At 69.7% G+C, this 20180-nt stretch carries 18 protein-coding genes; 11 read left to right on the top strand and 7 right to left on the bottom strand.

Annotated elements, in window-relative coordinates:
- Window positions 1-26 precede the first annotated feature (26 nt).
- On the bottom strand, window positions 27-1430 hold the full coding sequence (locus QFZ21_RS12030) for an MFS transporter (RefSeq protein WP_307378145.1): 1404 nt from the start codon (window positions 1428-1430) through the stop codon (window positions 27-29).
- Window positions 1431-1493: 63 nt separating this feature from the next.
- Here QFZ21_RS12030 and soxR point away from each other — a divergent pair, with 63 nt between their 5' ends.
- A complete protein-coding gene (soxR, locus tag QFZ21_RS12035; RefSeq protein WP_307378147.1) occupies window positions 1494-1970 on the top strand; it encodes a redox-sensitive transcriptional activator SoxR in 477 nt (158 codons plus the stop codon).
- Between the two features lie 6 nt (window positions 1971-1976).
- On the opposite strand, the gene QFZ21_RS12040 is transcribed toward soxR, so the two are convergent.
- Together QFZ21_RS12040 and QFZ21_RS12045 are read right to left on the bottom strand one after the other, a co-directional pair.
- Window positions 1977-3101, bottom strand: coding sequence for a beta-propeller fold lactonase family protein (locus QFZ21_RS12040; RefSeq protein WP_307378148.1), 1125 nt, complete (start codon window positions 3099-3101; stop codon window positions 1977-1979).
- A gap of 13 nt (window positions 3102-3114) precedes the next feature.
- Window positions 3115-4401 (bottom strand): adenylosuccinate synthase, encoded by a 1287-nt coding sequence (locus QFZ21_RS12045; protein ID WP_307378149.1) that lies wholly within the window; start codon window positions 4399-4401, stop codon window positions 3115-3117.
- A gap of 201 nt (window positions 4402-4602) precedes the next feature.
- Between QFZ21_RS12045 and QFZ21_RS12050 the strand changes: the two genes are divergently transcribed.
- Together QFZ21_RS12050 and QFZ21_RS12055 are read left to right on the top strand one after the other, a co-directional pair.
- Window positions 4603-5637: a hypothetical protein gene (locus QFZ21_RS12050; protein WP_307378151.1), complete on the top strand. Its 1035-nt coding sequence runs from the start codon at window positions 4603-4605 to the stop codon at window positions 5635-5637.
- Window positions 5638-5793: 156 nt separating this feature from the next.
- On the top strand, window positions 5794-6738 hold the full coding sequence (locus tag QFZ21_RS12055) for a DMT family transporter (protein WP_307378153.1): 945 nt from the start codon (window positions 5794-5796) through the stop codon (window positions 6736-6738).
- Window positions 6739-6828: 90 nt separating this feature from the next.
- Here QFZ21_RS12055 and QFZ21_RS12060 read toward each other — a convergent pair whose 3' ends face one another.
- Both QFZ21_RS12060 and QFZ21_RS12065 read right to left on the bottom strand, forming a co-directional pair.
- On the bottom strand, window positions 6829-8253 hold the full coding sequence (locus tag QFZ21_RS12060) for a mechanosensitive ion channel domain-containing protein (RefSeq protein ID WP_307378155.1): 1425 nt from the start codon (window positions 8251-8253) through the stop codon (window positions 6829-6831).
- Between the two features lies 1 nt (window position 8254).
- Entirely contained in the window at window positions 8255-10414 is a 2160-nt protein-coding gene (locus QFZ21_RS12065; protein WP_307378157.1) for an adenylate/guanylate cyclase domain-containing protein, read from the bottom strand.
- A 103-nt stretch (window positions 10415-10517) separates the two neighbouring features.
- Here QFZ21_RS12065 and QFZ21_RS12070 point away from each other — a divergent pair, with 103 nt between their 5' ends.
- The 8 genes from QFZ21_RS12070 (at window position 10518) to QFZ21_RS12105 (ending at window position 18021) form a co-directional block, all read left to right on the top strand.
- On the top strand, window positions 10518-11222 hold the full coding sequence (locus QFZ21_RS12070; protein WP_307378159.1) for a Pr6Pr family membrane protein: 705 nt from the start codon (window positions 10518-10520) through the stop codon (window positions 11220-11222).
- A gap of 306 nt (window positions 11223-11528) precedes the next feature.
- Complete coding sequence (locus QFZ21_RS12075; RefSeq protein ID WP_307381301.1) at window positions 11529-12494, top strand: MoxR family ATPase; 966 nt, start codon at window positions 11529-11531, stop codon at window positions 12492-12494.
- A 28-nt stretch (window positions 12495-12522) separates the two neighbouring features.
- Window positions 12523-13410, top strand: a complete 888-nt coding sequence (locus tag QFZ21_RS12080; protein WP_307378161.1) for a DUF58 domain-containing protein — start codon at window positions 12523-12525, stop codon at window positions 13408-13410.
- Complete coding sequence (locus QFZ21_RS12085; protein ID WP_307378162.1) at window positions 13397-13888, top strand: hypothetical protein; 492 nt, start codon at window positions 13397-13399, stop codon at window positions 13886-13888. The genes QFZ21_RS12080 and QFZ21_RS12085 overlap by 14 nt, the downstream gene beginning before the upstream one ends.
- Window positions 13879-14865 (top strand): VWA domain-containing protein, encoded by a 987-nt coding sequence (locus tag QFZ21_RS12090; RefSeq protein ID WP_307378163.1) that lies wholly within the window; start codon window positions 13879-13881, stop codon window positions 14863-14865. Before QFZ21_RS12085 ends, QFZ21_RS12090 begins: the two co-directional genes overlap by 10 nt.
- Window positions 14862-16118, top strand: coding sequence for a VWA domain-containing protein (locus QFZ21_RS12095; RefSeq protein ID WP_307378165.1), 1257 nt, complete (start codon window positions 14862-14864; stop codon window positions 16116-16118). The genes QFZ21_RS12090 and QFZ21_RS12095 overlap by 4 nt, the downstream gene beginning before the upstream one ends.
- Complete coding sequence (locus tag QFZ21_RS12100) at window positions 16115-16864, top strand: hypothetical protein (RefSeq protein ID WP_307378167.1); 750 nt, start codon at window positions 16115-16117, stop codon at window positions 16862-16864. The genes QFZ21_RS12095 and QFZ21_RS12100 overlap by 4 nt, the downstream gene beginning before the upstream one ends.
- Window positions 16858-18021 (top strand): proline-rich domain-containing protein, encoded by a 1164-nt coding sequence (locus QFZ21_RS12105; RefSeq protein WP_307378169.1) that lies wholly within the window; start codon window positions 16858-16860, stop codon window positions 18019-18021. Before QFZ21_RS12100 ends, QFZ21_RS12105 begins: the two co-directional genes overlap by 7 nt.
- A 96-nt stretch (window positions 18022-18117) precedes the next feature.
- Here the strand turns inward: QFZ21_RS12105 and QFZ21_RS12110 are convergent, their stop codons facing one another.
- Together QFZ21_RS12110 and QFZ21_RS12115 are read right to left on the bottom strand one after the other, a co-directional pair.
- Window positions 18118-19113, bottom strand: a complete 996-nt coding sequence (locus QFZ21_RS12110; RefSeq protein WP_307378170.1) for a LysR family transcriptional regulator — start codon at window positions 19111-19113, stop codon at window positions 18118-18120.
- A 64-nt stretch (window positions 19114-19177) separates the two neighbouring features.
- Entirely contained in the window at window positions 19178-20146 is a 969-nt protein-coding gene (locus QFZ21_RS12115; RefSeq protein ID WP_307378171.1) for an alpha/beta hydrolase, read from the bottom strand.
- Window positions 20147-20180: the final 34 nt, after the last annotated feature.

Below are 20180 nucleotides of genomic sequence, written 5' to 3' on the forward strand. Positions count from 1 at the left end.
GGTTCTCTCCTTCACTCTGCCGACGCTCATGCGCCCGCCTCCGGCACGATCGCCGCGCGCCCGGCATCCGTCCGCATCCGTGGCGCGAGCACCGCTGCCGCCGCCGCGATCACGCCCGCCAAGATGAACACGCCCGTGAATGGGTCGGCGACCGACACCAGCGCGGTGAACAGCGATCCGGTCACCGCGAGGGCGAGCGCGCTCCCGAACGAGTCGGCGACGGTCATGGCGCCGCTGTTGAATCCCTGGTTCTCGGGGGTCGACAGCGCGAGCGTCAGCGCACTCGAGCGCGGACTCATCAACCCCATCCCGACACCGGCGACGACCCAGGCCACCGCGACGAACGCGGCATCCCACCCGAAGCCCGCCGTCGCGACGGTCAGCAGGATGCCGACGAACACCAGCACCGTGCCCGCCCGCACCGCGGTGACGCTCGAGAGCCGGGCACCCATCCGCCCCTGCACCGTCGCCGCAGCCGACCACGCGAGGGCACCGCCGGTCAGCGAGAGCCCGGCGAGGGTCGGGGTGAGGTCGTAGCGGTCGGTGAGCAGGTACGGCAGGTAGACCTGTGCACCGAAGAAGGCCGCGGCGGCGAGCCCCCGCACCAGAATGACCGACGGCAGACCCCGTCGGGCGCGCAACGTGCCCCGAGGAACGAGCGGCCGGACGGCGACGAGGGCGACGACGATCGCGACCCCGGCGAGCACGGGCCCGACCGCGGGGATGTCGCCGACCAGGTTCAGGGCGAGCACGGCGACGGCGGCGAGCACCGACCACCCCAGCCGGCCGAAGGCCCACGGCACCGACGCGTCGCCGTCGTTCGCCAGCCCGCGGAGAGCCGGGATGACCATCAGCAGCGCCACGAGCACCAGGATGACCACGCCGAGGAAGACCCAGTGCCAGCTCCAGAGCTCGGTCACCGCGCCCGCGACCGTCGGGCCGATCAGCGACGGGATCACCCAGGCGGCCGCGAAGCCGGCGAAGATCGCGGGATGCAGCGCCTGCGGATAGACCCGGGCGACCACCACGTACAGCGCGACCGTGAGCGCTCCGCTGCCGAGTCCCTGGGCGAAGCGGCCGGCGACGAGCACCTCCATGGTCGGCGCGAAGCCGGCGATGAGCAGGCCGACGACGAACATCACGACCGAGGTGTACAGCGGGGCGACCGGGCCGCGGCGATCCGCCCAGTTCCCGGCGATCACCATGCCGATCACGCTGGTCGCCAGCGGTCCCGCGAAGGCCAGTGCGTACAGCCGCTCCCCGTCGAGGTCGGCGCTGACCGTCGGCATCACCGTCGTCACGGCCAGGGACTCGAACGCCCCGAGGAAGACGAGCGCGCAGGCGCCGATGGTGATCCAGAGGTAGTCGCCGCCCAGGATGCGGGGCGCCGCGGCATCCGGCGGGGCTGTCGCTGTCGTTTCCGTTGTCATGATCATGACGCTAGGACTTCAACTAAGGTTGAGGTCAAGCGGATCGGGCGGAAGGCAGGCAGCATGCCCCAGTTGGACGGCGACAAGGACCGTCGCCTCACGATCGGCGAGGTCTCCCGGCGCAGCGGAGTCGCAGCATCCGCCCTCCACTTCTACGAGCGCAACGGCCTGATCTCGTCCGAGCGCACGTCGGGCAATCAGCGCCGCTACTCCCGCACCACGCTGCGCCGCGTCGCGTTCATCCGGGTGTCGCAGCGCGTCGGCATCCCGCTGAAGGACATCCGCGCGGCCCTCGAATCACTCCCCGAAGGGCGGACGCCCACGAAGCAGGACTGGGCGCGCCTGTCGCAGCAGTGGCGCGACGAGCTCGACGCGCGCATCCGACAGCTCGAGCACCTCCGCGGCGACCTCGACGGCTGCATCGGATGCGGATGCCTGAGCCTCACGTCGTGCGCGCTGCAGAACCCCGGGGACGTGCTCGGGCAGCGAGGAGCGGGCCCGATCCGCTGGCTCGCGAAGGACGAGTCGGTCGACGCCTGACGCGGATCAGGCTCCGCGAACCGGCAGAAAATGCGTCGGGGTCGGAACCTGCGCCTCGTGACGGATGCCGAGCGGGGCGCCCGTGCGCTCATCGAGGTCGAGCAGCGTGACCGTGTCGGACCGCTGCCCGGCGACGAGGAGTTTGCCCTCGTGCACGAGATGGTGGCGCGGCCAGTCCACTCCGGAGTCGGCGAGCGCGACCGACTCGAGCGCCTCGCCCCCGCCGCGGACCCGCAGGGCCGCGATCGTGTTGCTGCCGCGGAGGGCGGTGTACAGGAACTGCCCGTCGCGAGTGCGCGCGAGCTCGGCGGCGAAGTCGACGCCGACCTGCACGATCGGGCTCGACAGGGTCGATGACACGATGCTCCAGGTGCCGTCGGGGGCCGACGCGAGCGTGAACACCTCGCACGAGTACTCGGTCACCACGTGCAGGTGGCCGCTGGGATGCAGGACCATGTGGCGCGGTCCGGTGCCGAGCGGGAGCGCGACCTCGTGGTCGAGGACCAGTCCCGAGGTCGCCGAGCCGGCGCGCCAGAACCGAATCAGGTCGAAACCGAGATCGGTGGTGGCGATGCGGCCGTCCGGCAGGAAGACGGCGGCGTGCGCGTGCGAGACGCGGTCGCCTCCGGCATCGTGCGGGTCGGATGCTGCGACGCCATCGCCCGCGGGGGTCACGGCTGCGGCATCCGGGTCCTGGTCGCCGAACAGGGCCGCGCGGAGCGCCGCCGCGGCATCCGCCTTCGTCTCCGCCGGCACGAGACGGCCCGCCGCATCGAGGCCGATCCGCACGACGCGTCCGTCTCCGTAGCAGCTCGCGATCAGCGAGGAGCCGTTCGGGGCGACCGCCAGGTGGCAGACGGACTGGCCGACCGCGACCGGGTCGCCGAGCGGCGACAGCGACGATTCGCCGGTGCGCGCGAAGGCCCGCACCTCGGAATCCCCTTCGAGCGCCGCGTAGACGACGTCGAGGGACGGATGCTGCGCCAACCACGACGGCGACGGCGTCTCGGCCACCACGCCGCGGTACGCCAGGGTGCTGGCCTCGCGGCCTTCGTCGCCGGCGAGCAGGCCGATACCCTCGGCCTGCCCGTCCATCGCGGGGCCGTAGCCGCCGAGCCAGAACCGTGTCATGCGCGCGCTCCGGTCAGTCGACGAGGTCGTGGCGGACGATGACCTGGTCGCGCTCGGGGCCGACGCCGATCACCGAGATGCGGGTGTGGCTCATCTTCTCGAGTGCGAGCACGTAGTCCTGGGCGTTCTGCGGCAGATCCTCGAAGGTGCGCGCCTTCGAAATGTCCTCGCTCCAGCCGGGGAAGTACTCGAGGATCGGCTTGGCGTGGTGGAAGTCGGTCTGGTTGACCGGCACCTCGTCAAACCGCTCGCCGTCGACGTCGTACGCCACGCACACCGGGACCTGCTCGAGCCCGGTGAGGATGTCGAGTTTCGTGAGCACCAGGTCGGTGATGCCGTTGATGCGGGTGGCGTACCGGGTGATGGGCGCGTCGTACCAGCCCACGCGGCGCGGACGGCCGGTCGTCGTGCCGAACTCGAAGCCCTGCTTGCGCAGCCATTCGCCCTGCTCGTCGAACAGCTCGGTCGGGAAGGGGCCCGAGCCGACACGGGTCGTGTACGCCTTGACGATGCCGACGATGCGGTCGAGCGCGCCGGGACCGACGCCGGAGCCGGTCGAAGCACCACCGGCGGTCGCCGACGACGACGTGACGAACGGGTAGGTGCCGTGGTCGATGTCGAGCATGGTGGCCTGGCCGCCCTCGAAGACGACGACCTCGTTCCGCTCGAGCGCCTCGGCGATCAGGTAGCCGGTGTCGGCGACCATCGGCCGCAGCCGGTCGGCGTACGACAGCAGGTCTTCGACGACCTCGTCGGCGGTGATCGCGCGGCGGTTGAAGATCTTCACCAGCAGGTGGTTCTTGTGGTCGAGGGCGCCCTCGACCTTCTGGCGCAGGATGTTCTCGTCGAAGATGTCCTGCACGCGGATGCCGACGCGGTTGATCTTGTCGGCGTAAGCCGGGCCGATGCCGCGGCCGGTGGTGCCGATCATCCGCTTGCCGAGGAAGCGCTCGGTGACCTTGTCGAGGGTGCGGTGGTACTGCGTGATGATGTGCGCGTTGGCGCTGACCTTGAGACGCGAGACGTCGATGCCGCGGGCGGCGAGCGCCTCGAGCTCGAAGAAGAGCACCTCGAGGTCGACCACGACGCCGTTGCCGATCACCGGCGTCACGCCGGGAGAGAGGATGCCGGACGGCAGCAGGTGCAGCGCGTACTTCTCGTCGCCGACGACGACGGTGTGTCCGGCGTTGTTGCCGCCGTTGAACTTCACCACCCAGTCGGTGCGCTCACCGAGAAGATCGGTGGCCTTGCCCTTTCCTTCGTCGCCCCACTGCACGCCGACGATAACGATTCCTGGCATGGGTGTCCCCCCTGCTTTCGCCGGGTTTGCACCGGCTGATGGCTCGCCCTGTTCAGGCGTCCCCATCCTATCGAAGGGGTGGCGACGCTCCTCCGGCGCGGCCCCCTTCCGCTCCCGTGGCAGTTCCTGCGGGTTGAACGGCCTTGAAGCCGCAGGAAGTGCCACGGGAGCGGGGGGTGTCGCGGCCCTAGAGTGGCAGCCATGTCACGGATGGCGCGCGAGCTCGCACAACACCGACCCGATTGGACTGCCGTGGCCGAGCGGCTGGAGCGCGCGTGGGCGTGGATGGAAGAGCAGGGGCATGGGCGTGACGCCGCCGCCGGGTACGTGTTGAGTCCCTACCCGGAGGACCGCATCGGCGCCGCACCCGCGTTCGTCGCCGGGCTGAGTCTCGACGGCTGGCTCGACGAGGGCGCTCCGGGGTATGCGCGCCTGCTGCCGATCGCCGAAGCATCCGGCGACGGCTCGCTCGTCGCGCTGTGGGCCGACGACCAGGATCGGATCCGCATCGTCGTGCTCGACTCCGACGGCGCCGGCTACGGAATCGCCGAGGACGACGCTGAGCTGCTCACGCTGCTCGCCGTCGGCTACGACGAGATCACCGCCATGACCCTGGGTGACCCGCCGGACGAGCCTCTTCCTCTGGAGTCACTCGCCCCGCTGCGCGCGTGGGTGCAGAACGAGTTCGGCGCTGAGCTTCCGGAGGAGTGGCGCGCGGTCGGCGACGACGAGTTCTCTGCGTGGCTCGACCGGCAGCTGGGCAGAGAGGCCACCGCGGTGGCGGCGCCGGATGGGAGCACCGCCGTCACGGGCGATGTCGTCGCCCTTCTGAGCATCCTCGGCGAACCGGACGGCGCCGAAGTCGCTGCGCGCGTGCAGGGTCTGATCGGCCGTGATCTGCCGAAGGGGCAGCTCCGTTCGTCCGGAGCGGCGCTGCGCAAGGCGGGCATCGAGGTCGAGTCGGACCGCCACGGAATCAGCACGATCTGGATCCGCACCACCGAGCGAGCCACCGGGCCGATCGTCAAAGTCGCCGCCCCGGCGTACCCGAACCCGGCGGCGCTGATCGAGGGGCTGGACGACGGCTCCACGCGGGAGGAGACGCTCGCGCTCCTCGGAGAGCCGGAGAAGCAGGGGCCCACCTACGTGCGCTACGCCGTGGACGGACGCTACCTGCATCTGCAGTTCGACGACGGACTCCTCGCGCGGATCACCCTCATGGTCACCGCGCCCTGAGGCCACCCCGCTCCCGTGGCCTCTTGTGCGGGTTGAGCGGCGTCGAAGCCGCAGAAAGTGCCACGGGAGCGGAGGGGGTCGGGCATGGCGGAAAAGCGACGGATGCTGTCGCGCCAGGTGATCGCCGATGTCGGAGGCCCCTGTCAGGATCGGGGGATGCCAGAAGCCACGTCGCACGAGCCCCTCGGCCGCACGGGCAGTCGACCGGCGGCGGCGGCGCCGAAGAAGCAGGGTCCGCTGGTCCTCATCGCCGCCCTGGTGACCGTGGTGCTCTGGGCGTCGGCATTCATCGGCATCCGCGGCGCCGGGCCGCACTATGACCCCGGCGCGCTCGCGCTTCTGCGCATGGCCGTCGGCACCCTGGTGCTCACGCTGATCGCCGTGCGCCACGGCATCCGTCTTCCCGAGCGTCGGCACTGGTGGCTCATCGCGGTGTGGGGCGTCGGCTGGTTCTGCGTGTACAACCTCGCCCTCAACAGCGCGGAGCGCTCACTCGACGCGGGTACCGCCGCCATGGTGGTGAACCTCGCCCCGCTCATGGTGGTCGTCTTCAGCGGGCTGTTCCTGCGCGAGGGCTTCCCGAAGCCGCTCGTGATCGGAGCGCCCATCGCCTTCCTCGGCGTCGTGCTCATCGGTATGAACTCGTCCTCCAGCGAAGGACCCGACATCACCGGCCTCCTGCTCGCGCTCCTCGCGGCCGTGATGTACGCCGGCTGCACCCTGGTTCAGAAGCGCCTGCTCAGCGCCGGTGCCGATGCCACCACGCTCACCTGGCTCGGCGCGATCGCCGGCACGGTCGCTCTGTTGCCGTGGTCGGGCAGCCTCATCGGGGCGCTGCAATCCGCGCCGCTCGACGCCACGCTGTGGGTGGTCTACCTCGGCATCTTCCCGACCGCGGTCGCGTTCACGACGTGGGCATACGTTCTGCAGCGCAGCACGGCCGGCCAGACCTCGGCGACGACCTACGTCGTGCCGGCCATCGCGATCCTGATGTCGTGGGCGATCCTCGGAGAGGTACCGACGCCGCTGATGTTCCTCGGCGGCGCGCTGTGCCTGCTCGGCGTGCTCGTCACCCGGATGCGGTGGAGCCGGCGCGCTTGAACGCCCTTCGAGCGGTTTTCGAATCGCGCAAATGGCTGCTTCCGACGCGGTAAAACACCCATTTGCGCGATTCGAAATTGGGAAGAGGACTTAGCGCTCGCCGATGACGTTCCGCGCGAGACCCAACTCGGCCAGCCGGGTCGCGGCGAGCGACCTCTTCAGCTCCAGCGCCTCGCCGATCTCGACCGCCAGGCGCGGACGGCTCTGGATCAGTGCGTCGACCGTCGACAGCGGAAGCACGACGACCGTCAGGATCTCGCCAGCCACCGTCACCGCCTGCGTGCGCTCGCGCGTGAGGGCCGTGTGCCCGACGATGTCGCCCTTCTCCGCGGTCGCGAACTCGATGCGTCCGCCGTCCGCGTCGATGGCCAGCACCGCCCGTCCCGACACCACTACGCGCACCTCGTCCGGTACGACGCCGCTCGGCAGCACGATCTCGCCGACCCCGAACCGCTCGAGCCGCGCACCGACGGTCACCGCCTCGATGTCGTCGTCGCGCAGATGCAGTGTGGGGGCGATCGCGGTGATCGCCTCGACCAGCCGCTGCGGTTCGGCGAGCGGATCGGTGGAGTCGCCGTCCAGCGCGAAACCACGCCGCCGCGCGGCGTACCAGAGCCAGGAGAGATACATCGACAGAGCCCGTGACGCGTCGGCGGGGCCCGCCACCGGGATCGACACCCCGTAGGCACCGGCACCGGAGTAGTCGACCGATGCCCGGTCTCCGGGAAGGCTCATCGGCAGGGCATCCGCGATCTCGACCAGCAGCCCCATGACCTCGTGCGGCGGGTCGTCGGTCGAGAACTTCACGGCGGTCTCGGCCGAGTACGGTCCGTCCGGCTGGCTCATGTTCGTGAAAGAAGCGCCGGAGAGCGTCGAGTTCGGCACGATCTGGATGCCGGCGCCGGTCTCGATGTGCACGGCGCGCCAGTTCACCTCGACGACCCGGCCCTTCACTCCGCCGGTGTCGAGCCAGTCGCCGATCTTGAACGGCTGCTCGAACAGCAGCAGCAGCCCGGAGATCACCCCGCCCACGGCGTTCTGCAGCGCGAGTCCGATCACGATCGAGCCGACGCCGAGTGCGGTGAAGAGGCCGCCGACGTCGGCATCCCATACCCAGGAGAAGAGGAGCGCGAGCCCGACGCCCACCAGGATCAGCCGGGCGATCTCGACGAAGATCGTCGGGATGCGTCCACGCCAGGAGTCCTGCTGGGCGTTGGCGAACAGCGCGACGTTGAACGACGAGAGCACGAGCAGGATGACGAGGAACCCGAACACCGTGGCCACGACCCGCGTCCACACCTGATCCGCGGGCGACTGGATCGCGAAGGCCAAGAGCGCCAGCAGCGCGCCGGCGGGGATGACCCAGTTGCGAAGCATCCGCAGCGGCTTCGCCACGGGATTGCCGCGACGGGTCAGCGTTCCGATCAGCTCGGTGAGCACGACGAGCAGCACGGGCACGCCGACCGCGAGCCCGATGACCCACCAGGCCCACCCGTCCGCGAACGCGTCGCCCATGTCAGACGACCTTCCAGACGGTCTCGGTCCTGCCCTGCGCCTCCACCGTTCCTGCCTCGACGTAGGTGACGAGTTCCTGCGTGCGGTCGCGCACGGTCTGGCTCACGTAGATGCCGGGCTCACCGGTGACCGAGCGCACCCGGTAAGCCAGGTTCACCGCATCACCCCACAGGTCGTAGGCGAGGGTGGTGCGCGCGACGAGGCCGCTGGTCACCGTGCCGGTGTCGACGCCGGCGCGCAGCGCGATCTGGGTGCCGTTCTGCGCGTTGAAGCGCTCGATCACCCCGACGAGGTTCCGGGCGAACTCGACCGACCGACGGATGTTGTCCACCCGCGGAACGATGAGACCCGACGAGGCGAGGTACCCGCCTCGCAGGGTGCGCACCTTCTCGACACCGGCCTTCTCGGCCGCCTCGTCGAAGCCGCGCATGAGCGTGTTCAGCAGCCCGATCTCCTCCTCGGCGGTCATGGCGCGAGCCAGGTCGTCGAACCCCACCAGCTCGGCGAAGACCACCGACACGTTCTCGTGCGCCTCGGTGATCGCCTCATCGCCCTGCTTGTACTTCGCCGCGACGCTCTCGGGCATGAGGGTGTGCAGCAGCTTCTCGTTCTCCTTCTGCTGCTCCTCGATCAGGTCCTGCTTGATGCGCAGACTCGACGCCATGTCGTTGAACGCACTGCCGAGGTCGCCGAACTCGTCGCGCGAGCCCTGCGGCACCTGCACGTCGAGATCGCCCGCCGCGACGCGGTGCACGGCACCGACCAGACGATGGATGGGCCGGGTGAAGACCTGCGCGAACAACAGCGAGAGCAGAGACACACCGAGCAGGATGCCGAGCAGCGACAGCAGCACGTTGCGGGTGAAGACGTTGACCGGCTCGAAGGCCTCCGCCGTGTCGATGCGCGCGACGATCACCCAGTCGAGGCCCGCCGTCTCGAGCGGCGCGTAGGTCGTGACGCTGTCTCCGCCGATGTAGTCGCGGCCGATCACGGTGCCGGTCCGCCCGGCCTGCGCTTCGGCGACGGCGAACGTGTCGACGGGCTGCAGCAGCACGGTGCCCTTGACCTCGCCGATCCGGTTCGCGATGGTCGGCGCGATCCCGCCGCTGATGAGCCGCTTCACGTAGTTCTCGGGGTCTTCCTCGAGGCGGCGCGAGGTGCTCCGCATGAGGTCGTCGCGACCGACCAGGTAGACCTCGCCGGTGTCGCCCAGACCCTGCTCCTTCCACTGCTCGTTGCCCGTCATCACGTCATTGATCTGGCTGATGGGCACCTGCAGCGCCATGGCCCCGGTGATGCGGCTGTCGTTGCCGACCGGAGAGATCACCCACATCGTCGGCACGTTCAGGGAGGGGATCCACCGCTCGAAGTCGGTGAGGCCCACGGCATCGACCGAGTTCGTCGCGATCGAGTCGCGATAGGTCTGTGCGAACGACGAATCGCGGTACGGACCGGTGTTGACGTTCGTTCCGAGGTCGATGCCCTTATACGCGGAAAAGACGACGTCGCCGTCGAGGTTGAGCAGCAGGGCGTCCTCGTAGCCGGCCTGCTGCACCAGTCGGGTGAAGTAGTCGCCGTAGCGCTCGGCCGCGGCGGAGTAGGTCGTGCCGTCGCCGGCGTCGTTGCCCACGAGCAGTGCGTCGTAATCGGCGTCGAAGTCCTGGTTGTTCACCGTGTACTGCAGCTGCAGGTAGCGCCCGGCGTTCGATTGCGGGATGAACGCCTCGGTGCCATACTCCTCGCCCGCGCGGGCCTCGAGCTCGGGCACGAACGTGTCGGCGTAGTAGGCCTCGAGCTGCGACGCCTGCTCGTCGCTGATCTCCTGCTCCTGCAGTTCGTCGAAGGCCGCATTCAGCTCGTTCGACAGCGTCTGCGCACTGAGGTTGCGGGAGTTCAGCGAGGCGTCGCGCGTGACGTCGGCGATCGCCTCGGTGATCTCTGTGGCGCGCATAGACCGGATGGTGATGAGCTGGTCGACCGCCGCGTCATGGAGCGACTGCCGGCCGTTGATGAAGCCGATCGCACCGACCACGAGCGAGGAAATCAGGCTCACGACGAGCAGCATGATCAGGAGCTTGGACTGGATGCTCAGTCCGCCTCGGAATCTGCGGACGCGCGCCGCGGTGCCCGTGCTGCTCGTACCGTTACCGCTGTCGCTCATGTGCCCTCCGCCGTGCACCGTCGCGTCCCCGAGGCCGACACTACCGATATACCGGTGCGGCGGTCCAGACATCCGTTCCGCTACAGTGACCGGCGGAGGCGAAATGAACACCTGGTGGCCGTATGCACGACTGGCAGCATCCGCTCTGGCGCTGGCCGCCGTCATCGCCCAGCTCAGCCGTTCGATCGAGAACGCGGTCGCCAACACGACCGAATGGGGCAGCCACATGCCCACGGTCGCCGCCAACTTCCTCAGCTTCTTCACGATCGACTCGAACATCCTCGCGGCGATCGCGCTCGCCATCGCTGCGATCTGGGCGCTCCGACACCGCGACACGACGGATGCCGAGCCGCGATGGATCGCGATCCTCCTGGTCTGTGCGAGCACCTACATGATCGTCACCGGCGTCGTCTACAACACCCTGCTGCGCGGCATCGAACTGCCGCAGGGCGTCACCGTGCCCTGGTCGAACGAGGTGCTGCACGTCGTCATCCCGCTGCTGCTCCTGCTCGACGTGCTGTTCGCTCCGCGCCGCCGCGCGCTCGGGTGGAGCACGATCTTCATCGCCGCGATCTTCCCGATCGTCTGGGTCGTCTACACGCTGGTGCGCGCGAACCTGATCATCGCCCCGGCCACGGGCGACCACTGGTGGTATCCCTACCCGTTCCTCGACCCCCACCGCGTGCCCGGCGGCTATCTCGGGGTCTCGGGGTACGTCGTGCTGATCGCCGCGATCATCATCGGCGCCGCGGCGCTCGTCGTCTGGGTCGGCCGCCGGCGCGGCATCCGTTCCACCCCGGAGGCCTGAGACGGGTACCGCTACCCGCCGGGAGCGTCGGCGGATGCGGATACGCTGGTCCGCGGGGGATGGCGGTGAGGTGCATTCCCCGCTGAACGAGGGAGCCCCCACATGAACGAGCCCTACGCGCAGGACCCGCAGACGAACGCTGCGCCCCCGCCGCCGCCCGTTCCCGGCTACCCGCCGGCACCGCCGGTACCTCCGGCACCGCGCCCTTCGACAGGCTCAGGGACCCAGGACCAGAACCCGGCGAGCCAGGGAGCGACCCAGGGAGTCTCGGGCTCGAAGAACCAGAGCGCGCCGACGGATGCCGAGATGTCGCGCGCCGCGAGCGTGCTGAAGGTCATCTCCGACTCCTACTCGGCGAAGATGGTCGGCCAGGACCGGCTGCGGATGAGCCTGCTCGTCTCGCTCATCGCGGGCGGCCACATCCTGCTGGAGAGCGTGCCCGGTCTCGCCAAGACCACCGCCGCCAGCACCCTCGCCGACACCGTGAAGGCGCAGTTCAAGCGCATCCAGTGCACACCCGACCTGCTGCCCAGCGACATCACCGGCAGCCAGATCTACGAGTCGGCGACCGGTTCGTTCCGCACGGTGCTCGGCCCCGTGCACGCGAACTTCGTGCTGCTCGACGAGATCAACCGCTCCAGCGCCAAGACGCAGAGCGCCATGCTCGAGGCGATGCAGGAGCACCAGACCACGATCGGCGGCGAGATCCACCCGCTGCCGAAGCCGTTCCTGGTGATCGCGACGCAGAACCCGATCGAGCAGGAGGGCACCTACGAGCTGCCTGAGGCGCAGATGGACCGGTTCCTGCTCAAGGAGATCGTCGAATACCCGAGCCCCGCCGAGGAGTTCGAGATCCTCAGCCGCATCGACTCCGGCGTGCTCGACCCCGACCGCCACGTGACCAGCTCCGTCAGCCTCGACGACGTGCACCTGCTGCAGGACGTCGCGGGACGCGTCTACGTCGACCCCGCGATCCGCAACTACATCGTGTCGATCGCCTACGTCACCCGCAATCCCGCGCCGTACATCGGGGAGGAGCGCGCCCGCCTGATCAAGTACGGGGCGAGCCCGCGTGCGAGCATCGCGTTCCTGCAGGCGTCGCGCGCGCTGGCGCTCTTGAACGGCCGATCGCACGTGCTGCCGGAGGACATCCGCGCACTCCGCCACCTGGTGCTGCGGCACCGTCTGCTGCTGACGTTCGAGGCCGACGCCGAGGGCATCCGCAGCGAGGAGATCATCGACGAGATCTTCGCGGCCGTCCCGACCCCCTGACCCTTCGACGAGCTCAGGGACCCAAAGAATGCCCAGCCTGATCACGCAGGTGAAGAGCAAGCTCTTCATCCACTCGTCGCGCAAGTCGCTGCATGCGCTCGACGGCGCCTACGCGTCGTTGCTGCACGGGCGCAGCCTCGACTTCGAGGACCTGCGCAAGTACGAGTACGGCGATCAGGTGCGCGACATCGACTGGCGCGCGACTGCCCGGCTGGGTGCACCGCTGGTCAAACGCCACCGGGCGATGCGCATGCACACGATCATGTTCGTGGTCGACACCGGCCGGTCGATGACCGCGCTGGCGCACGATGAGAAGTCGAAGAAGGACCTCGCGATCCTCGCCGCCGGCGTGCTCGGCGTGCTCGCACTGCGTCACGGCGATGACTTCACCATGGTCTACGGCGACGCCGAGCGCGTGCGGCGCCGCGCCCCCGGACGCAGCGAGGGCGCCCTCGAGCACGCCCTGCGCACCATCGACAGGGCCATCGGCGAGAGCACGACTCCCAGCGACCGCGACGCCCTGCTCACCTACGTCACCCGCACGATCTCGCGGCGCATGATCGTGGTCGTGATCACCGACGAGGCGCCGATCACCGACGAGACGGAGCGGATGCTGCGCCGCCTGCGCGTGCAGCACGACGTGCTCTGGCTCACCGTGCGCGATGCCGACCCGGTGCTCGACCACTCGACGCGCACCATCCGTAGCGACGTCGACAGCCGGTGGGATGTCCCCGACTTCGTGCAGGGAGACCTCGGCATCGTCCGAGAACTGGTGGCGCAGACCGAGGCGGATGCCGCGCACCTCGCCGAGACCCTGAAGCGCATGGAGATCAGTCACGCCGTGCTCGAGGGCCAGGACGACGCGGTCTCGCAGCTGCTGCAGCTGCTCAACCGGAGGTCTCATGCCGGGATCTGACGAGCTCTACCCGCCGGCGCAGTACGGCTGGGGATGGATGCTGCTCGCCATCGGCATCCTCGCCCTGTTGGTGCTCGGCGCCTGGCTGCTGATCGTGCTCACGCGTCCCCGGCGCAGCCTCTCCGTTGCCGGCCAGACGCCGGAACAGAGCCCGCTCTTCGTCGACGTGCTGTCCCAGCTGCGCACCGAGTACCTCGACCGCATCCAGATGGTCGAGACCGATTACCGGGAACGCAAGCTCTCCGCCCGCAACGCGAACCTCGAGCTGAGCCGCGTCGTCCGCGCGTTCGTGAACGAGTACAGCGGTCTGGAAGCGCCGGTGCTGGCACTCGACGACCTCAAGGCCCGCGGCGTGCACCCCGCACTGATCGATGCGATGGGGCGCCACTACTACCCGAGCATCTTCCGCCAGGGACCCGCGATCGATCCCGTCGCGGGCGCCGAGGCCGCGCGAACGGTGGTGCGCACATGGCACTAGCGAACTTCTGGATGATCCTCGTGGCCCTCGGCATCGCGGTGATCGCAATCGGGATCGGCCTCGCGCTGGGCCTGCGCCGTCGCGGCCTCGATGGCGCAGGCGACCGAGCTCGCGTCGCGCGGGCCGAACGGCTGCGCACCCTGCCGACCTTCCGCCAGGCGCTGCTGCGCCGGGTGCTCGCGCTCTCCGGCATCCTCGTGTTGGGCGTGCTGACCACGGTCGCCGCCGGTGTGGTGGCCGCCCGGCCGATGTCGTCGCAGACGATCCAGCCGGTGAACACCAGTCGCGACATCATGCTCTGCCTCGACGTCTCGGGGTCGATGACCGAGGTCGACGTCGAGGTGTTGAGCGTGTTCGAAGAGCTGCTGGAGGACTTCGAGGGCGAGCGCATCGGGCTCACCATCTTCAACAGCTCGCCCGTGCAGATCTTCCCGTTGACCGACGACTACGACTTCATCCGCGAGCACCTCGCGAGCATCAAGGAGAGCTTCGACTACGTCGACGAGATCCCCGAGCACTGGGTCGGCACGCTCAACGGCGAGGGCGCATCGCTGATCGGCGACGGACTCGCGGCCTGCACGATGGGCTTCGACCGGCCCGACGACGAGCGCTCGCGGTCGGTCATCTTCGCCACCGACAACGAGATCAACGGCGCCTCGATCGTCACGCTCGAGGAAGCAGCAGGGTACGCGAAGTCGAAGGGCGTGCGGGTCTTCGCGCTGAACCCGGTGCAGGGCAAGGACGCCGAGGTCAGCGCCGAGCTCTCCGCCGCGGCCGAGACGACCGGCGGCGCCGCCTACGGCCTGCGCGACACGACCACCGTCGCCGACATCGTGACGCAGGTGCAGGAGCAGGAGGCGACCGAGCTGCGCGGCGAGGCACAAGTGGTCTGGACCGACACCCCGAACCTGTGGATCGTGGTGCTGTCGATCGCGCTGCTGTCGTTCGTCCTGGTGCTGTGGAGGGTGCGACTGTGATCTTCCAGCCCGTTCTCCATCCGCTGCTGCTCGTGCTGCTCTTCGCGCCCGTGGCGGCCGTCGTCATCTGGGCGCTCGTGCGCGGGGGCGGCCCTTCGACAAGCTCAGGGACCCCGCAGAAATGGGTCGCTGAGCCTGTCGAAGCGTCTCGAACTCGGTCCCGCGCGACCGCTCGTCACCGCTCCCTGTGGGCGCTGCGCCTGGTGATGGTGCTCGCCTGCTTCGTCATGCTGCTGCGTCCAGGGCTCCCCGGCGGTGCCACCCAGACGCTCGCCACCGACACCGACATCGTGCTGGTCGTCGACACCACGGCGAGCATCGTGGCCGAGGACTGGGCCGACGGACAGCCTCGCCTCGACGGCGTCCGCGAGGACGTGCGCGCTCTCGTGCAGGAGTACCCGGGAGCACGGTTCGCCCTGATCACCTCGGATGCCGCCGCCGAACTGCGGATGCCGCTCACCACCGACACCACGGCCCTGCTGGGTTCGCTCGACGTGCTGCGCCCCGAAGTGACGAGCCAGTCCCGCGGCAGCTCGATCGGCATCGCGGCACCCCTGGTGTCAGACACGCTCGCGGCGGCCGCGGATTCCTCGCCCGACCGCTCCCGGATGGTGTTCTACTTCGGCGACGGCGAGCAGACGGTCGATTCCGAGCCGGAGCCGTTCACCTCGAGCGCGAAGTACACCGACGCCGGCGCCGTGTTCGGCTACGGCACCGCAGAGGGCGGACCGATGCGGATCAACACCGGCGCCGTCGACCCCTCGTCGGGCGCAGGGGCCGAGTCCGGTGACTACATCGAATACGAGGGCGAGGACGCTCTGTCGGTGATCGACGAGCAGAACCTCGAGACGCTCGCCGGCCAGCTGGGCGTCGAGTACGAGCATCGGACGGCGGATGCCGCGCCGACGCTGCCCGAGGCGCCGTCGACCACCACCAACTACGCCGAGTCCGGCGAGGTCGGCAACGTCACCGAGCTGTACTGGATCGCCGCCCTGGTCATCCTCGTGCTCCTCGGCTTCGAGCTGACCCGCGCCACCATGCTGATCGCGCGGCTGCGCCAGCTGCGCGCGCCCGCGCCCCGCTCCGCTGCGCCCCGGTCCCTGAGCGAGCGCCCCGAACCACCCCGGTCCCTGAGCGAGCGCAGCGAACCACCCCGGTCCCTGAGCGAGCGCAGCGAACCACCCCGGTCCCTGAGCGAGCGCAGCGAGACGAAGGGCGCCCCCACGACGACCCGCGAAGGAGGTGCGTCATGACGTCACACGATGACGCCGCCGCGGCCCTGCTGCGATCGAATCGTCGCCGGCGCAGCATCCGCCGTTGGGTGGCGATCGGCACCCTGCCGCTCACGCTCGTCGCACTGTTCTTCGTCGGCAAGCTGCTCAGCATGTACGCGTTCGCGCATCAGGCGATCAGCGCCTACGTGGTCGACGACTTCGCGGGCTCGGAGGCCTCGGCCCGCGGACAGGAGTTCCTGAACTGGTTCGAGCCGTACAAGGCGCCGTTCAACGTCGGTACCGCCCTGGGCGCGGCCGAGCAGCTGCCCGAGGCGCGGGCGAAGCTCGAAGAGGCCCTCGAGCTCGCGACCGGCCTGGAGGTCTGCGGCGTGCGGATCAATCTCGCCCTGGTGGTGGAGCGGATGGGCGACGCGGCCCGCGCCGACGGCGACGGCGCGACGGCGGCCGAGCTCTACGGAGAGGCGCTCACGATCACGGTCGAGACGCCGGAGGAGTGCAACAGCGAGGAGGCTCAGGAGCAGTCGTCCGATCCGGAGCGCGACATGTCGGACTCGCTGGATGGCACCGAGGAGCGCTTGAAGCAGAAGCAGCAGGAGCAGGAGCAGGAGCCCCAGCCGGAGGAGGAGCAGCCCGAGGAGGAGGAGCCGCAGCCGTCGGACGACAAGCTCGAAGACCTGCAGGACAAGCTGGAGCAGGGCACGCAGGAGCGCGACCAGCAGCAGGGCGACGAGCCGGGCGGCACGGGAACGGACAAGCCATGGTGATGGATCACGAGAAGCAGCGGGCGCGATACCTCGCCGGCGCCGAGGGTGCACCTCCCGTGCCGCCTCCCGGAGGTTACCGCGGTGCGCGCCGCCAGCAGGGTCCGGCGGGTCCCGTCCAGCCACCTCAGGGAGCGCCGCCTTACGGGCAGCCGCAGTACGGGATGCCGCAGCCGCCCGCCGGTCTCGCGACGGCGACGACGGATGCCGAGAAGAAGCCGGCGAACGCGCTCGGGTGGATCTCGCTCTCGGCATCCGTCCTCTTCGCGGTGATCCTGCTCGTCACCCTCCTCGCCGGCGGTACCGACATCCTCTACGGCGTGACGATGCTGGCGCTGCAGCTCGTGGTCGTCGCCGTGACCATCGCTGCGCTGTTCTCGGCGCGCGGACGGATGCTGGGCGCGATCGCGCTCATCGTCGCGGTCCTGTTCAACGTCGCGACCGTGGGCGGCATGAGCGCCCTGCAGACGTCGGCGTCGGGCAACTACGAGGGTGTCAAGACCGACGAGCAGAAGCACGAGGAGGCCTATCCGGCAATCAAGGGCACCGATCCGCAGCAGACGCTGAGCCAGCAGTCGCTGGAGGAGGTGCGCGCTCAGGCCGAGGAGCTGTTCGCCGACATCCGCGCCCGACTGACCGAGGAGTTCGGGTACACCTGGGTCGAGGTCGGCGAGGAGGATCTGCGTCCGGAGCGCAACGGCTACGGCGGGGAGTCGATGCTCGTCGAGTACACGTCGAAGGGGTGGGCGACGAAGGAGCCGATCCAGGACTACAGCCGCAAGCTCGAGGTCATGGCCGCGATCGACGAGGTCGTCCTGGACCACGGGCTGTGGGATCTGTACGCGTTCAACGATCCGTCGGTCTCGGGCATGGATCCGACAGTGATCTCGAAGCTGTACGGCAGTGACGATCCGCGCACGCAGGACACCTGGGAGTACTACACCGAGAACTATCCCGATCCGCTGCGGTTCTACGCCAACATCCACGACCTGTCGCACGACCCCGACGGCGGGTTCCGCACCGCGCGGGAGGCACAGCAGGCCCGCAGCGGCGAACCTCTGGAGGGGCTGCAGCTCTTCGTGATCGCCAGCGGCGTGCTGAGTGAGGCCGACCGCGCCGAGTTCGAGAAGAAGCTCGAGGAGTACCCCGGCTTCGACTGATCAGTCCGCCTTCGGCTGACCCCCGCCTTCGAATCGCGCAACTGGTGCCTTCAGAGGCCGGATCACCCCCATTCAAGCGATTCGAAAGGCAGGGGTTCAGCCGGCGAGGCGCAGCAGCATCCGCGCGAGGGAGTAGCGGGTCTGCCCTCGGGAGGTGCGCGGGTCGTAGCCGAGGCTGTCGATGAGGGCGGTCAGGCGATCCTGCACGCTCGAGTGGTGCCGGCCGAGTCGGATGGCGGCGGCCCGCACGCTCTGTTCATCGACGACGGCATCGAGCAGTTCGAGGCTGCGGTGATCGAGAACAGCGAGGGCCTCAGCATCCGGGTGCAGCGGACCCGCGTCGGCGGTCTCGGCGACAAGCAACGCCGCGCCGAGGTCAGCTGCATCGACCATGGTCTCTGCGGGCGTCGTGAGGCGCACGGCGATGATCGCCGCCGACCACGATGCCGGGAGGCGGTCTCCGGCGACCACCGTGCCGACGCCGAGACGAAGACTCTCGGCATCCGCCCACGCCTCCTGCGGTTCCGCCGTGGCGGACAGGATGGTCGCCCTCGTCAGGCCGTGACGCGTGGTCACGACGGCGGACGGATGCTGCGCCAGGGGCGCCGGGTCCGGCGGCGAGGCGATGACCCGCACGGCACCGACGGGCAGCCGCAGTCGGGCGAGCGCGGCGGCCCGCTCATCCGGACTCGCGTAGGAGCTGATCGCGAGCTCGACGGCGCTCTCCGGCCCGACCGACCGGCGCGCGCGGATGATGCCGAGCGCGAGAGCGAGCCGTTCGAGGATCATCGCGTCGTTCGTGTGGGCCTCGCCCTCGCGTTCGATCCAGGCGACGGCATCCGGTCCGCTCTCCCGCAGCGTCCAGGCGGTACCCGGATCCTCCGCGGCGGTGCGCACGCCATCGGCCCGCACCCGCACGATCTGCGTCCCGTCCCGGTGCCCGACGGTCGCGCCGCTGAGCACTGCCGCGCCGCGCAGCATGCTCTCCACACCGACCGCGCGCGCGACCAGCGCGTCGAAGTAGGTGACGACCTTGAGCGTCTCGCTGGCATCCGGGTCGAGGGCGGTGAGCCGCCCCAGCAGATCTTGCATGTCGGGCTCCATCGCACGGGGGTTCCACCCTACGCCGGGCCGCGAGCGCGGCCCGGCGGTGACCTCAGGCGAGCAGGCGGTTGATCCAGTTGTCGCGGGCGGCGAGCATGGCCTGCGCGACGGCCGAGTGCGGCGCGAACATGTCGAAGCCGTGGAATCCGCCGGCCCACACGTGCAGCTCCGCCTGGACCCCGGCCTCCCAGAGGCGTGTGGCATAGGCGACGTCCTCATCACGGAACACCTCGGCGCTGCCGCAGTCGATGAATGCCGGCGGCAGGTCGCTGAGATCGGTCGCCCGCGCGGGGGCCGCGTAGATCGAGACGTCGGCGCCGCCCTTGCGTTCGCCGAGCAAGGCGGTCCAGCCCGTGATGTTGGAACCGCGGTCCCAGACGCCGATCCCGTCGATCTGCTTCGTCGACACGCTCTCGTCGCGGTCGTCGAGCATCGGATAGATGAGCAGCTGTCCGATGAGCGCCGGACCCCGGCGGTCACGGGCCAGCAGGGCGGTGCCGGCAGCGAGCCCGCCTCCGGCACTGCCGCCGCCGATCAGGAGCCGGGAGAGGTCGATGCCGAGGTCGCCCGCGTGCTCGGCGGTCCACAGCAGCGCCGCGTAGCAGTCCTCGACGGGGAACGGATCGGGGAACTCGGGTGCGAGCCGGTACTCGACGGTCACGATCACCCCGTTGAAGCGCTCCGCCCAGTCGAGGAACCCGGCGACGCCGAGCCAGCGGTTGCCGATGATCATGCCGCCGCCATGCGTGTGGAAGAAGCCGGGGCCGGTGCCGGTGCGGCCCTCTTTCTCGATGACCGAGACCACGATCTCGTCGCCCTCGTGCCCGGCGATCGTCACGTCGCGGCGGGTGAAGCCGCGCTCGTCCAGGAGGACGAAGATCTCATCCTCCCCGCCGACCGGTGACTGGCGCAGCAGGGGGATCATCTCGGCGGTGAGCGTCGTCGGGAGCTGGTCGGCGACCAGGGCCAGAGCGGCCTCGAGCTCGGGGTCGAACGGCGGGCGGGCCAGGGTGTCAGTCATCAGAACTCCTTCGTTCTCGCCGCCCGTGCGGCGG

It is taken from the genome of Microbacterium sp. W4I20 (genome assembly GCF_030816505.1).
Lineage (GTDB): Bacteria > Actinomycetota > Actinomycetes > Actinomycetales > Microbacteriaceae > Microbacterium.

Bases quoted from the DNA above. Each gene is read 5' to 3' on its own strand.
- QFZ21_RS12030 (WP_307378145.1), bottom strand. From the start codon at position 1,430: ATGACAACGGAAACGACAGCGACAGCCCCGCCGGATGCCGCGGCGCCC.
- soxR (WP_307378147.1), top strand. From the start codon at position 1,494: ATGCCCCAGTTGGACGGCGACAAGGACCGTCGCCTCACGATCGGCGAG.
- QFZ21_RS12040 (WP_307378148.1), bottom strand. From the start codon at position 3,101: ATGACACGGTTCTGGCTCGGCGGCTACGGCCCCGCGATGGACGGGCAG.
- QFZ21_RS12045 (WP_307378149.1), bottom strand. From the start codon at position 4,401: ATGCCAGGAATCGTTATCGTCGGCGTGCAGTGGGGCGACGAAGGAAAG.
- QFZ21_RS12050 (WP_307378151.1), top strand. From the start codon at position 4,603: ATGTCACGGATGGCGCGCGAGCTCGCACAACACCGACCCGATTGGACT.
- QFZ21_RS12055 (WP_307378153.1), top strand. From the start codon at position 5,794: ATGCCAGAAGCCACGTCGCACGAGCCCCTCGGCCGCACGGGCAGTCGA.
- QFZ21_RS12060 (WP_307378155.1), bottom strand. From the start codon at position 8,253: ATGGGCGACGCGTTCGCGGACGGGTGGGCCTGGTGGGTCATCGGGCTC.
- QFZ21_RS12065 (WP_307378157.1), bottom strand. From the start codon at position 10,414: ATGAGCGACAGCGGTAACGGTACGAGCAGCACGGGCACCGCGGCGCGC.
- QFZ21_RS12070 (WP_307378159.1), top strand. From the start codon at position 10,518: ATGAACACCTGGTGGCCGTATGCACGACTGGCAGCATCCGCTCTGGCG.
- QFZ21_RS12075 (WP_307381301.1), top strand. From the start codon at position 11,529: ATGTCGCGCGCCGCGAGCGTGCTGAAGGTCATCTCCGACTCCTACTCG.
- QFZ21_RS12080 (WP_307378161.1), top strand. From the start codon at position 12,523: ATGCCCAGCCTGATCACGCAGGTGAAGAGCAAGCTCTTCATCCACTCG.
- QFZ21_RS12085 (WP_307378162.1), top strand. From the start codon at position 13,397: ATGCCGGGATCTGACGAGCTCTACCCGCCGGCGCAGTACGGCTGGGGA.
- QFZ21_RS12090 (WP_307378163.1), top strand. From the start codon at position 13,879: ATGGCACTAGCGAACTTCTGGATGATCCTCGTGGCCCTCGGCATCGCG.
- QFZ21_RS12100 (WP_307378167.1), top strand. From the start codon at position 16,115: ATGACGTCACACGATGACGCCGCCGCGGCCCTGCTGCGATCGAATCGT.
- QFZ21_RS12105 (WP_307378169.1), top strand. From the start codon at position 16,858: ATGGTGATGGATCACGAGAAGCAGCGGGCGCGATACCTCGCCGGCGCC.
- QFZ21_RS12110 (WP_307378170.1), bottom strand. From the start codon at position 19,113: ATGCAAGATCTGCTGGGGCGGCTCACCGCCCTCGACCCGGATGCCAGC.
- QFZ21_RS12115 (WP_307378171.1), bottom strand. From the start codon at position 20,146: ATGACTGACACCCTGGCCCGCCCGCCGTTCGACCCCGAGCTCGAGGCC.